Raw genomic sequence first — 12,317 nt, 5'->3', positions numbered from 1 at the left:
CCCTCCGTACCGATCTCACCGCGAGCGGTTAAATCAGGCTTTCGGTTGCTGATCCAAAGGCGCGATTTTGAAATCGCCGCGCGGCTGGGCGGATTTGGTCTCCGGCCCGAACCAGCGATCGTAAATCTTAACCGCTTCGCCGTCGTTTTCCAGCTTGATCAGCGTCTCATTCACCGCGGCGGTCAGGCGATCCTCGCCCTTGGGAATGCCCACGCCCTGATACTCTTTGGTCAGGCTGAACGGCGAAATTTCAAATTCCGCCTTCTGCGCCGCCGGCAGGTTGCCGAGCAGGCCGACCAGCTTGGCGTCGTCCTGAGTGATCGCCTGCACGTTGCCGTTGCGCAACGCCACGAACGCCAGCGGGGTATCATCGTAGGAGATCACTTTCGCCGTCGGGAAACGCTCGCGCAGGGTGATTTCCTGCACCGTGCCCTTGTCCGCGCCGATGCGCAGCTTCTTGATGTCTTCCGGGGTTTTCAATACGCCTTTGCGGGCGATGAATTTCTGGCCGGTGGCGAAATACGGCACGCTGAAGTTCACTTCCTTGGCGCGCTCGTCGGTAATGGTGAAGTTGGCGGCAATCAGGTCTACCTTCTTCGACACCAGCAGCGGAATGCGGTTGGCCGGATTGGTGGCGCGCAGCTCCACTTTCACCCCCAGCGCTTTGCCGATCGCGTCGGCTACGTCCACATCGTAGCCCACCAGCTTTTTGCTCTGCGGATCGATGTAGCCGAACGGCGGGTTGCTGTCGAACACCGCGATACGCACCACGCCGGCTTGCTTGATATCGTCAAGTTTGTCCGCGTGCGCGGCGCCGGCGGCGAGGCCGGTCAGACTGGCTAACAACGTTAAGGCCAAAGCGCGATGTTTCATAGAAAGCTCCTAAGTGGTTGATGTCCTGCTGGCGAATAAGCTAGCAAGCGCCACATAGGTCAGGAAATAATATAAAAAGCTATATTTATAACCTTTTTATCTTTACGCGTTTAAGATGGAATAAAGGCGCGGGAAACCGCGCCTTTGAAGGATATTACCCGGAAAGAGTTAGTCGGCCTTTTCGTCTTTACCGCCCGGAGAGAGCAGCTTTTCCAGGGCATCGCCGCCCAAATGACGGAAATCCTGCCCCTTGACGAAATAGAAGATAAATTCGCAGATGTTCTGACAGCGGTCGCCGATACGCTCGATAGAGCGGGCGCAGAACAGCGCGGTCAGCACGCTCGGAATGGTGCGCGAGTCTTCCATCATGTAGGTCATCAGCTGACGCACGATGCCTTCGTATTCCTGGTCGACCTTTTTATCTTCGCGGTAAATACGGATCGCTTCGTCCAGATCCATGCGCGCGAACGCGTCCAGCACGTCGTGCAGCATCTGCACGGTGTGGCGCCCTAGCGACTCCAGACTGACCAGCAGCGGCTGATGCTGGTGCGAGAACTTTTCCAGCGCGGTGCGGCAGATCTTGTCCGCCACGTCGCCGATGCGCTCCAGCTCGGAAATGGTTTTGATGATCGCCATCACCAGGCGCAGATCGCTGGCGGTCGGCTGGCGCTTGGCGATGATGCGCACGCACGCTTCGTCGATCGCCACTTCCATCATGTTGACCTTGGCGTCGCCTTCAATTACGCGCTTGGCCAACTCGCCATCCTGATTGTGCATCGCGGTGATGGCATCGGTCAGCTGTTGCTCCACCAGCCCGCCCATGGTCAGCACCTGGGTGCGGATATGCTCGAGCTCTGCGTTGAACTGGCCGGAAATGTGTTTGTTTAAATTCAGGTTATCCATGATGCTTCCTATCAACCATAACGGCCAGTGATGTAGTCTTCAGTCTGCTTTTTCTGCGGCGCAGTGAACAGGTTATCAGTATCACTGAACTCGATCAGCTCGCCCAGATACATAAATGCGGTAGAGTCGGAGCAGCGCGCCGCCTGCTGCATGTTGTGCGTCACTATCACCACGGTGTAATCGGCCTTCAGCTCGCTGATCAGCTCTTCAATCTTGCCGGTGGAGATCGGATCCAGCGCCGAGCAAGGCTCATCCAGCAACAGCACTTCCGGACGAATGGCGATGCCGCGGGCGATGCACAGACGCTGCTGCTGGCCGCCGGAGAGGCTGTAGCCGCTCTGGTGCAGCTTGTCCTTGGTTTCGTTCCACAACGCGGCCTTGGTCAGCGCCCACTGTACGCGCTCGTCCATATCGGCGCGCGACAGCTTTTCAAACAGGCGAACGCCGAAAGCGATGTTGTCGTAAATCGACATCGGGAACGGCGTCGGCTTCTGGAACACCATGCCGACCTTGGCGCGCAGCAACGCGATATCCGAGTTGTCGGTCAGGATGTTCTGGCCGTCCAGCAGAATGCCGCCTTCCGCACGCTGTTCCGGGTACAGCTGGTACATCTTGTTAAAGGTGCGCAGCAGGGTGGATTTGCCGCAGCCGGATGGGCCGATAAACGCGGTGACCTTGTTCTTGGCGATATCCAGCGTGATGTTCTTCAGCGCATGGAATTTGCCGTAGTAGAAGTTCAGATCGCGTACCTGAATTTTGCTGCTGGAAGCGTCAGTAACCATACTCATCAAGACTTCTCTCTTTTCATCAGCGCCGCCAAAGCGGTGCTCAAAATTTTACGAATGCTTTTTCTTGGCGAAAATTACGCGCGCCAGGATATTCAGTAACAGTACGCACAGGGTGATCAACAGCACCCCGGCCCAGGCCAACTGTTGCCATTCGGCGAACGGGCTCATGGCGAATTTGAAGATGGTCACCGGCAGGTTGGCGATCGGCTGCATCAGGTCGGTGCTCCAGAACTGGTTCGACAGCGAGGTGAACAGCAGCGGCGCGGTTTCCCCCGCGATGCGCGCAATCGCCAGCAGCACGCCGGTGATGATGCCGGACACCGACGCCTTCAGCGTGATGGCGGAAATCATGCGCCATTTCGGCGTGCCCAGGGCATAGGCGGCCTCGCGCAGCGTATCCGGCACCAGCTTCAGCATGTTCTCGGTGGTGCGAATGACGATCGGCACCTGCAGCAACGCCAGCGCCACGATGCCGGCCCAACCGGAAAAGTGTTCCATCTTCGCCACCACGATGGTGTAAACGAACAGGCCCACCACGATCGACGGTGCGGACAGCAGGATGTCGTTGATAAAGCGGATCACTTCCGCCAGCCAGGATTTACGGCCGTATTCCGCCAGGTAGATGCCGGCCATGATGCCCAGCGGCGTACCGAAGAGGGTCGCCCACAGGATCAACAGGCCGCTGCCAGCGATGGCGTTGGCCAAGCCGCCGCCCGCGGTGTTCGGCGGCGGGGTCATCTCGGTGAACAGCGCCAGCGACATGCCGTCGAAGCCTTTGGTGACGGTGGCGATCAGGATCCAGATCAGCCAGAACAGCCCGAACGCCATGGTCGCCATCGACAGGAACAGCGCGAGGCGATTTTTCTGCCGGCGCCAGGCCTGCATTTTGCGGCGGCTTTCCGCCAGAACGACTGCGTTTTGCATATCCATCGTCGCCATGTTAACGCCCCTCATTCTTGGCCAGACGCATGATCATCAGTTTCGACAGCGCCAGCACGATAAAGGTGATAACAAACAGAATCAGGCCCAGCTCCATCAACGCGGCAGTGTGCACGCCGGACTCGGCTTCAGCGAATTCGTTGGCCAGCGCCGAGGTGATGCTGTTGCCCGGCATGTATAGCGAAGCGCTGTCGAGCTGGTAAGTGTTGCCGATGATAAAGGTCACCGCCATGGTCTCCCCCAGCGCACGGCCCAGGCCCAGCATCACCCCGCCGATGACGCCGTTTTTGGTGAACGGCAGCACGATGCGCCAGATGACTTCCCAGGTGGTGCAGCCGATGCCGTAGGCCGACTCTTTCATCATCACCGGGGTCTGTTCGAACACGTCGCGCATCACTGCGGCGATGTAAGGAATGATCATGATCGCCAGGATCACCCCGGCGGCCAGGATGCCGATGCCGAAGGCTGGGCCGGAGAACAGCTCGCCAACGATTGGAATGCCCGACAGCACGTCGCCCACCGGCGTCTGGAAGTATTCGGCGAACAGCGGGGCGAACACGAACAGTCCCCACATGCCGTAGACGATGCTCGGAATGGCCGCCAGCAGCTCAATGGCGATGCCCAGCGGCCGCTTCAGCCAGTTCGGCGCCAGTTCGGTCAGGAACAGCGCGATGCCGAAGCTCACCGGCACGGCGATGATCAACGCGATAAGCGAGGTGACCACGGTGCCGTAGATCGGCACCAGCGCGCCGAACTGCTCCGCCGGCGCGTCCCACTCTTTGGTCCACAGGAACGCAAAGCCGAATTTCTGCATGCTTGGCCAGGAGGCGAAGATCAGCGAAACGATGATGCCGCCCAGCAACAATAGGGTAATCAGCGCAGCCAGTCTCACCAGCGCGCTGAAAATGATGTCACCGTTTTTGCCCGGTGCTTTGATGGTCGGCTTGTACTCAGCCATAGATTACTCTCTGTTTGAACCCTGGCAGCCCCAACCGGGATCGGAGCCTGAAGAACTGTGTGGGGCGCGGCGAACCCGCGCCCCTGCGTTGTTAGTACAGCGCTTTACCTGAACTGTCTTTTACGTTGGTTTTCCAGGCCGCACGCACCTGCTCAACCACTTCTGCCGGCAGGGTGGCGTAATCCAGCTCGTTAGCTTGTTTTGCACCGGTTTTGTAGGCCCAGTCGAAGAACTTCAGCACTTCGGCGCCCTGAGCAGGGTTTTTCTGCTCTTTGTGCACCAGGATGAAGGTGGTGGAGGTGATTGGCCACACGTTGTCGCCTTTCTGGTCAGTCAGATCCTGAGCAAAGGTTTTGCTCCAATCCGCACCCTTGGCGGCGTTGCTGAAGCTCTCTTCGGTCGGGCTGACCGGTTTGCCGTCGGCGGACACCAGCTTGGTGTAAGCCAGGTTGTTCTGCTTGGCGTAAGCGTATTCTACGTAGCCGATAGAGCCTGGCAGACGCTGAACGAAGGCGGCGATGCCGTCGTTGCCTTTACCGCCCAGACCGGTCGGCCAGTTAACGGTAGAACCGGCGCCAATCTTTTCTTTCCACTGCGCATTGGCTTTGGACAGGTAGCTGGTGAACACGAACGAAGTGCCGGAACCGTCGGCGCGGCGCACTACGGCGATGTTTTGGTCAGGCAGTTTCACGCCTGGGTTCAGCTTGGTGATAGCCGGATCGTTCCACTTTTTGACGTTGCCCAGGTAGATATCGCCCAGGGTTTTGCCGTCCAGCGTCAGTTCGCCGGATTTGATGCCCGGAATATTCACCGCCAGCACCACGCCGCCGATCACGGTCGGGAACTGGAACAGGCCGTCGGCCGCCAGCTTGTCGTCAGACAGCGGGGCGTCGGAAGCGCCAAAGTCAACGGTGTTGGCCACGATTTGCTTTACGCCGCCAGAGGAGCCGATGCCCTGATAGTTAACTTTGTTGCCGGTTTCTTTCTGATAAGAATCTGCCCACTTGGCGTAAACCGGAGCGGGGAATGTCGCACCTGCACCGGTCAGGCTGGCAGCAGCGAACGCGGACACGGCGGTCAGGGAGAAGGTCGCTGCCACAATACTGGCGACGGTGGTACGCATCAGTTTCATAATCCCTCCTAATGGGATACTTAAAATCGACTTCGAGTCGTTTTAATCAGAGTAAGTATTGCTGCAGGAGGGAAAATAGGACAGTTTGGTGACAGAAAAATGTACGCAATATGACAGTTATATTACAGTGCATTTAATGAGTGTTTGTTTGTATTTAAATCATAAGGTTAGCCGTGAAACAGCACATTTCCCAAGCAATAAAAAACCGGCTTGGCGCGGCCTATCCGCTTGAATATGACAACGTTTATCACCGAAACGGCAGCGCTGTCATCTTTAAGGTCACTCATGAAAAAAGCCGGCGCTAAGGCCGGCTTTTGCAGTTTACCTGCGGCAAATTACTCTACGGTGACAGACTTCGCCAGGTTGCGCGGCTGGTCAACGTCGGTGCCTTTGATTAGCGCCACATGGTAAGACAGCAGCTGCAACGGCACGGTGTAGAAGATCGGCGCGACGATTTCCTCGACGTGCGGCAGAGGAATGATGGTCATGCCTTCGCTGCTGACGAAGCCGGCGTCCTGATCGGCGAACACGTACAGCTGGCCGCCGCGCGCGCGCACTTCTTCAATGTTGGACTTCAGCTTTTCCAGCAGTTCGTTGTTCGGCGCCACCACAATCACCGGCATATCGGCGTCGATCAGCGCCAGCGGGCCGTGTTTCAACTCGCCCGCCGCATAAGCTTCGGCGTGAATATAGGAGATCTCTTTCAGCTTCAGCGCCCCTTCCATGGCGATCGGATACTGATCGCCACGGCCGAGGAACAGCGCATGGTGCTTGTCGGAGAAGCCTTCCGCCAGCGCTTCGATCTCTTTATCCATCGACAGCATCTGCTCGATACGCGCCGGCAACGCCTGCAGACCATGCACGATCTCGTGCTCCACGCTTTCCGCCATGCCTTTCAGACGGCCCAGGCGCGCCACCAGCATCAACAGCACGGTGAGCTGCGTGGTGAAGGCTTTGGTCGAGGCTACGCCGATTTCCGTGCCCGCTTTGGTCATCAACGCCAGATCGGATTCACGCACCAGCGAAGAGCCGGCAACGTTACAAACGGCCAGCGAACCGAGATAACCCAGCTCCTTGGACAGGCGCAGCGCCGCCAGAGTGTCGGCGGTTTCGCCGGACTGCGACAGAGTGATGATCAGGCTGCCCGGACGCACCGCCGATTTGCGGTAACGGAATTCGGACGCGATCTCGACATCGCACGGCACACCGGCCAGCGCTTCGAACCAGTAACGCGCCACCATACCGGAGTGGTAAGAAGTGCCACAGGCGATAATCTGCACGTGCTGCACCTTGGCGAGCAGCTCGTCGGCGTGCGGCCCCAGCTCACTCAGGTTGATTTGGCCATGACTGAAACGCCCTTCCAGAGTGTTTTTCAGCGCCAGCGGCTGTTCGTAAATCTCTTTTTGCATGTAGTGGCGGTAAGCGCCCTTGTCGCCGGCGTCATACTGCACCTGGGATTCGATCTCAGGGCGCTCGATGGCGTTGCCCTGTTTGTCGAAAATGTTGACGGTGCGGCGAGTCACTTCCACCACGTCACCCTCTTCCAGGAAGATGAAGCGGCGGGTGACCGGCAGCAGCGCCAGCTGATCGGAAGCGATGAAGTTTTCCCCAACGCCGCGGCCGATAACCAGCGGGCTGCCGGAACGCGCCGCGACCAGCACGCTCGGATCGCGGCTGTCCATCACCACGGTGCCATAAGCGCCGCGCAGCTGCGGGATCACGCGCTGAACCACTTCCAGCAGCGTACCGCCTTGCAGTTGTTCCCAGTGCACCAGGTGCGCAATCACTTCGGTATCGGTTTCAGAGCTGAAACGGTAACCGCGTTCAATCAGCAGTTCGCGCAGCGGCTCGTGGTTTTCGATGATGCCGTTATGCACCACGGTAATGTAGTCGGAAACATGCGGGTGCGCGTTCGCTTCGGTCGGTTCACCGTGCGTAGCCCAACGGGTGTGAGCGATGCCGGTACCGCCGTGCAGATCGGTTTGTTCCGCCGCTTCGGCCAGCTTTTGTACCTTGCCAACGCGACGCAGGCGACTGACGTTACCTTTTTCATCGACCACCGCCAGACCGGCGGAGTCATAACCGCGGTACTCGAGACGGCGTAAACCTTCCAACAGAATTTCTGCGATATCACGTTGCGCTACTGCGCCTACAATTCCACACATCAGTTGTATTCCTAATGAACGTCCTTCGTGGACGTTTTCGATGCCTTGACCTGATTTTTGCCGGTTTTACCGTGCGTCCCCGAGCCTGTAGATGGTGGGGTTATTATGTTTTGTATTGGGCTCGTGAATAGAGCCCAACGCAAAACACACTATGGCTTCTTCTTCACCGGGCGCTGCCAGCCCTGAATGTGCACCTGCTTGACGCGGCTCAGGACCAGTTCGTTTTCGGCGATATCTCGCGTCACCGTGGTGCCGGCGGCAATGGTGGAGCCTTTACCGACCGACACCGGCGCCACCAGCTGAGTATCGGAACCGACGAACACGCCATCGCCGATCAGCGTCTTGTGCTTGTTGGCGCCATCGTAGTTGCAGGTGATGGTGCCGGCGCCGATATTCACGTCATCGCCGATTTCAGCATCGCCCAGGTAGCTGAGGTGACCGGCCTTGGAGCCTTTGCCCAGGCGCGCCTTTTTCATTTCCACGAAGTTGCCGACGTGAGCCCCTGCCGCCAGCTCCGCGCCTGGGCGCAAGCGGGCGAACGGCCCCACCGTGCAGTCTGCTTCCAGCACGCTGTCTTCCAGTACGCTGTAAGGGCTGATCTCGCAGTCATCACCGATCACGCAGTTTTTTAGCACGCAGCCGGCGCCGATTTTCACCCGGTCGCCCAGCTTGACGTGACCTTCGATAATCACATTCACATCAATAGTGATGTCGCGGCCGTGAACAAGTTCACCACGCAGGTCGAAACGCGCCGGATCCAACAGCATTACGCCGGCCAGCAGCAGCTTTTCAGACTGTTCCGACTGGAACACGCGCTCCAGGGTCGCCAGCTGCAGACGGTTGTTCACGCCTTCCACTTCGCTCAAACGCGATGGGTGCACGGCTTCGATTTTCTTGCCGTCGGCATGCGCCAACGCAATGATATCGGTGATGTAAAACTCACCCTGTGCGTTATCGTTATTCAACATCCCCAGCCAGCGCTTCAGATCGCGCCCATTCGCCACCAGGATGCCGGTATTGATCTCATTGATCTGACGCTGCGCTTCGCTGGCGTCCTTGTGTTCGACGATGCCCACCACGTCACCCTGCTCGCGCACGATGCGGCCATAGCCGCTCGGGTCGTCCAGCTTGACCGTCAGCAGGCCAATGCCGCCCTGCGGCTTGGCCGCCAACAGGCGCTGCAGCGTATCCACGGAGATCAACGGCACGTCGCCATACAGCATCAATACGTCTTCATCGTCGGCAAAATGCGGCGCCGCCTGCTGCATCGCATGGCCAGTGCCCAGTTGCTCGGCCTGCAGCACCCAGTTCAGCGCGCCCTCGGTCAGCGTGCTTTTCAGCAGATCGCCGCCGTGGCCGTATACCAGGTGTACATGTTGCGCGCCCAGTTTCATCGCGGCATCAATGACGTGTTGCACCATCGGCTTGCCGGCCAACGGATGTAAGACCTTGGGAAGATCGGAATACATGCGTGTTCCCTTGCCCGCGGCGAGGATAACCACGCTCATTGCGCTGTTCGACATAAGCAACCTGATAACTCCATTTTGATAGACGAAAGTAAAACCGTTTAGCGGCGATATTACTACATATTTCTCTGCACGAACCCGGCGCAGGCCGCGCGGGCCTTGGCCTGCCGCTATCGCGGCCAATTCGACGCCGGGACGAAAAAACTGTCGGCGATCGGCGACGTTTCTTTCCCGATATCAGGGGTTATACACCACTCTGTACGCCGGGCTGAAATGCTTATTTTAAAGTAAAAAAAAAGCGACCCTATAGGCCGCTTTCTTAAAGTTGGGTGCAGGGCACCCAAACATTACATCGCTTTTCTGGTGAGCTCGATAACGCGCAGTTTTGCGATCGCTTTCGCCAGTTCAGCGGATGCCTGAGCATAGTCGACATCGCCATGAGAGCTGCGAATGTGTTCTTCAGCTTTACGCTTAGCTTCCAACGCTCTCGCTTCGTCGAGGTCAGTACCACGGATAGCAGTGTCCGCCAGCACGGTAACCACGCTCGGCTGCACCTCGAGGATGCCGCCGGACAGGTAGATGAACTCTTCTTCACCGTGCTGCTTAACAATACGCACCATGCCAGGCTTGATGGCAGTCAGCAGCGGCGCATGGCCAGGGAAGATCCCCAGTTCACCTTCGCTGCCTGTCACCTGGATCTTCTGCACCAGGCCGGAAAACATCTGTTTTTCCGCGCTGACTACATCCAGATGGTAAGTCATAGCCATATCACCCTCCTCTCAAGGCGTTACAGTTTCTTGGCTTTTTCCACTGCTTCTTCAATGGTGCCAACCATGTAGAACGCCTGCTCCGGCAGGTGGTCATAGTCGCCGTCCATAATGCCTTTGAAACCACGGATGGTGTCTTTCAGCGATACGAACTTGCCCGGAGAACCGGTGAAGACTTCTGCCACGAAGAACGGCTGAGACAGGAAGCGTTGGATCTTACGCGCACGGGATACGACCAGCTTGTCTTCTTCAGACAGCTCGTCCATACCCAGGATCGCGATGATATCTTTCAGTTCCTGGTAGCGTTGCAGAATGGACTGCACGCCACGCGCTACGTCGTAGTGCTCCTGGCCAACGACCAGCGGATCCAGCTGACGGCTGGTGGAATCCAGCGGGTCAACGGCCGGGTAGATACCCAGAGAAGCGATGTTACGGCTCAGTACCACGGTTGCGTCCAAGTGCGCAAAGGTGGTGGCTGGAGACGGGTCAGTCAAGTCATCCGCAGGAACGTAAACGGCCTGTACGGAAGTGATGGAACCGGTCTTGGTCGAGGTGATACGTTCTTGCAGAACGCCCATCTCTTCCGCCAGCGTTGGCTGATAACCTACCGCGGATGGCATACGGCCCAGAAGTGCGGACACTTCGGTACCGGCCAGGGTGTAACGGTAGATGTTGTCAACGAACAGCAGAACGTCACGGCCTTCGTCACGGAATTTCTCCGCCATGGTCAGACCGGTCAGCGCAACGCGCAGACGGTTACCTGGTGGCTCGTTCATCTGGCCGTAAACCAGGGATACTTTGTCCAGAACGTTGGAGTCGGTCATTTCGTGGTAGAAGTCGTTACCCTCACGAGTACGCTCGCCCACGCCCGCAAACACGGAATAACCGGAGTGCTCGATCGCGATGTTACGGATCAGCTCCATCATGTTTACGGTTTTACCTACGCCCGCACCGCCGAACAGACCGACTTTACCGCCCTTGGCGAACGGACAAATCAGGTCCATTACCTTGATACCGGTTTCCAGCAGTTCCTGAGAGCTTGACAGCTCTTCGTAGCTTGGCGCCGCGCGGTGAATCGCCCAACGCTCTTCTTCGCCGATGTCGCCTTTCATGTCGATCGGTTGACCCAATACGTTCATGATACGACCCAGGGTAGCTTTACCCACCGGCACTTCAATCGGGTGGTCCAGGTTGTTCACTTTCAGACCGCGACGCAGACCGTCGGAGGTCCCCATTGCGATACAGCGAACCACGCCACCGCCCAGCTGTTGCTGAACTTCCAACACCAGTTTTTCGGTGCCGTTTTCTACCTCAAGGGCGTCGTACACTTTCGGTACGGCATCCTGAGGGAACTCGACGTCCACCACGGCGCCGATTACCTGGATAATCTTTCCAGTAGCCATCTTGAATCCTCTACGTAATTCGTAAACCTAGCTTAAACCGCGGAGGCTCCCGAAACGATCTCGGTGAGTTCCTGAGTGATGCTGGCCTGACGCGCCTTGTTGTATACCAACTGCAGCTCTTTGATCAGGCTACCGCCGTTATCGGTTGCGGCTTTCATCGCGACCATTCGTGCGGCCTGCTCGCTGGCCAGGTTTTCCACGACGCCCTGATAAACCTGCGACTCCACATAGCGGCGCAGCAAGGTATCAAGCAGCACTTTTGGATCGGGTTCATACAGGTAATCCCAAGGCGTTTTCTTCAGCTCTTCGTCATCGGCTGGCGGTAACGGCAGCAGCTGAAGCACTTGCGGCTCTTGGGACATCGTATTAACAAATTTGTTGCTGACAATGTACAGCTTGTCCAAACGACCTTCGTCGTAGGCCTGCAGCATCACTTTCACCGGCCCGATCAGATCCGACAGGGAAGGTTTGTCCCCCATGCCGGTCACCTGGGCAACCACGTTGCCGCCCACGGAACCAAAGAAAGAGGCCGCTTTAGAGCCAATCAGCGCCAAGTCGGTTTCGACGCCTTTTTCGGACCAGGCTTTCATCTCCGCCAGCAGCTTTTTGAACAGGTTGATGTTCAAGCCGCCGCAGAGACCACGGTCAGTAGACACCACCAGATACCCGACGCGCTTAACGTCACGCTCATCCAGGTACGGGTGCTTGTACTCCAGATTCCCTAACGCAAGGTGACCAATCACTTTGCGCATGGTCTCTGCATAAGGACGGCTGGCCGCCATGCGATCCTGCGATTTACGCATTTTGGAGGCGGCGACCATTTCCATCGCTTTAGTGATCTTTTGCGTGTTTTGCACGCTAGCGATCTTACTACGTATCTCTTTTGCGCCGGCCATCTCTGCTTCTCCTCAGTGCCAGACGGC

Annotated in this window: 11 protein-coding genes; all 11 read right to left on the bottom strand. The window is 57.7% G+C overall.

The genetic code is table 11. From position 1 onward, the window contains the following. Nucleotides 1-33: 33 nt before the first annotated feature. Complete coding sequence (locus tag J0F90_RS24350) at nucleotides 34-873, bottom strand: ABC transporter substrate-binding protein (protein WP_016929612.1); 840 nt, start codon at nucleotides 871-873, stop codon at nucleotides 34-36. 168 nt (nucleotides 874-1,041) lie between these two features. Then, complete coding sequence (gene phoU / locus J0F90_RS24345) at nucleotides 1,042-1,776, bottom strand: phosphate signaling complex protein PhoU (RefSeq protein ID WP_016929613.1); 735 nt, start codon at nucleotides 1,774-1,776, stop codon at nucleotides 1,042-1,044. A gap of 11 nt (nucleotides 1,777-1,787) precedes the next feature. Then, nucleotides 1,788-2,558 (bottom strand): phosphate ABC transporter ATP-binding protein PstB, encoded by a 771-nt coding sequence (pstB, locus tag J0F90_RS24340; RefSeq protein WP_016929614.1) that lies wholly within the window; start codon nucleotides 2,556-2,558, stop codon nucleotides 1,788-1,790. Between the two features lie 54 nt (nucleotides 2,559-2,612). After that, nucleotides 2,613-3,503, bottom strand: coding sequence for a phosphate ABC transporter permease PstA (gene pstA, locus J0F90_RS24335; protein ID WP_004933824.1), 891 nt, complete (start codon nucleotides 3,501-3,503; stop codon nucleotides 2,613-2,615). 1 nt (nucleotide 3,504) lies between these two features. Continuing rightward, complete coding sequence (gene pstC, locus J0F90_RS24330) at nucleotides 3,505-4,461, bottom strand: phosphate ABC transporter permease PstC (protein ID WP_016929615.1); 957 nt, start codon at nucleotides 4,459-4,461, stop codon at nucleotides 3,505-3,507. A gap of 91 nt (nucleotides 4,462-4,552) precedes the next feature. Beyond that, nucleotides 4,553-5,593: a phosphate ABC transporter substrate-binding protein PstS gene (gene pstS / locus J0F90_RS24325; RefSeq protein WP_004933819.1), complete on the bottom strand. Its 1,041-nt coding sequence runs from the start codon at nucleotides 5,591-5,593 to the stop codon at nucleotides 4,553-4,555. Nucleotides 5,594-5,928: 335 nt separating this feature from the next. Continuing rightward, nucleotides 5,929-7,758, bottom strand: coding sequence for a glutamine--fructose-6-phosphate transaminase (isomerizing) (glmS, locus tag J0F90_RS24320; protein WP_028128067.1), 1,830 nt, complete (start codon nucleotides 7,756-7,758; stop codon nucleotides 5,929-5,931). 149 nt (nucleotides 7,759-7,907) lie between these two features. Continuing rightward, entirely contained in the window at nucleotides 7,908-9,281 is a 1,374-nt protein-coding gene (glmU, locus tag J0F90_RS24315) for a bifunctional UDP-N-acetylglucosamine diphosphorylase/glucosamine-1-phosphate N-acetyltransferase GlmU (RefSeq protein ID WP_033639107.1), read from the bottom strand. 290 nt (nucleotides 9,282-9,571) lie between these two features. Next, nucleotides 9,572-9,991, bottom strand: a complete 420-nt coding sequence (locus tag J0F90_RS24310; protein ID WP_004933814.1) for a F0F1 ATP synthase subunit epsilon — start codon at nucleotides 9,989-9,991, stop codon at nucleotides 9,572-9,574. 20 nt (nucleotides 9,992-10,011) lie between these two features. Then, complete coding sequence (gene atpD / locus J0F90_RS24305) at nucleotides 10,012-11,394, bottom strand: F0F1 ATP synthase subunit beta (protein WP_004933813.1); 1,383 nt, start codon at nucleotides 11,392-11,394, stop codon at nucleotides 10,012-10,014. Nucleotides 11,395-11,426: 32 nt separating this feature from the next. Then, nucleotides 11,427-12,290, bottom strand: a complete 864-nt coding sequence (atpG, locus tag J0F90_RS24300) for a F0F1 ATP synthase subunit gamma (protein WP_004933811.1) — start codon at nucleotides 12,288-12,290, stop codon at nucleotides 11,427-11,429. Nucleotides 12,291-12,317 lie beyond the last annotated feature (27 nt).

It is taken from the genome of Serratia marcescens subsp. marcescens ATCC 13880, from assembly GCF_017299535.1.
Taxonomy (GTDB): Bacteria; Pseudomonadota; Gammaproteobacteria; order Enterobacterales; family Enterobacteriaceae; genus Serratia; species Serratia marcescens.
The sequence above is the reverse complement of the archived record's forward strand: the minus strand, read 5'-3'. Positions and strand labels throughout refer to the sequence as shown.

Excerpts from the sequence above, each read along its gene's own strand:
- J0F90_RS24350 (WP_016929612.1), bottom strand. The coding sequence starts at position 873 with ATGAAACATCGCGCTTTGGCCTTAACGTTGTTAGCCAGTCTGACCGGC.
- phoU (WP_016929613.1), bottom strand. The coding sequence starts at position 1,776 with ATGGATAACCTGAATTTAAACAAACACATTTCCGGCCAGTTCAACGCA.
- pstB (WP_016929614.1), bottom strand. The coding sequence starts at position 2,558 with ATGGTTACTGACGCTTCCAGCAGCAAAATTCAGGTACGCGATCTGAAC.
- pstA (WP_004933824.1), bottom strand. The coding sequence starts at position 3,503 with ATGGCGACGATGGATATGCAAAACGCAGTCGTTCTGGCGGAAAGCCGC.
- pstC (WP_016929615.1), bottom strand. The coding sequence starts at position 4,461 with ATGGCTGAGTACAAGCCGACCATCAAAGCACCGGGCAAAAACGGTGAC.
- pstS (WP_004933819.1), bottom strand. The coding sequence starts at position 5,593 with ATGAAACTGATGCGTACCACCGTCGCCAGTATTGTGGCAGCGACCTTC.
- glmS (WP_028128067.1), bottom strand. The coding sequence starts at position 7,758 with ATGTGTGGAATTGTAGGCGCAGTAGCGCAACGTGATATCGCAGAAATT.
- glmU (WP_033639107.1), bottom strand. The coding sequence starts at position 9,281 with ATGTCGAACAGCGCAATGAGCGTGGTTATCCTCGCCGCGGGCAAGGGA.
- J0F90_RS24310 (WP_004933814.1), bottom strand. The coding sequence starts at position 9,991 with ATGGCTATGACTTACCATCTGGATGTAGTCAGCGCGGAAAAACAGATG.
- atpD (WP_004933813.1), bottom strand. The coding sequence starts at position 11,394 with ATGGCTACTGGAAAGATTATCCAGGTAATCGGCGCCGTGGTGGACGTC.
- atpG (WP_004933811.1), bottom strand. The coding sequence starts at position 12,290 with ATGGCCGGCGCAAAAGAGATACGTAGTAAGATCGCTAGCGTGCAAAAC.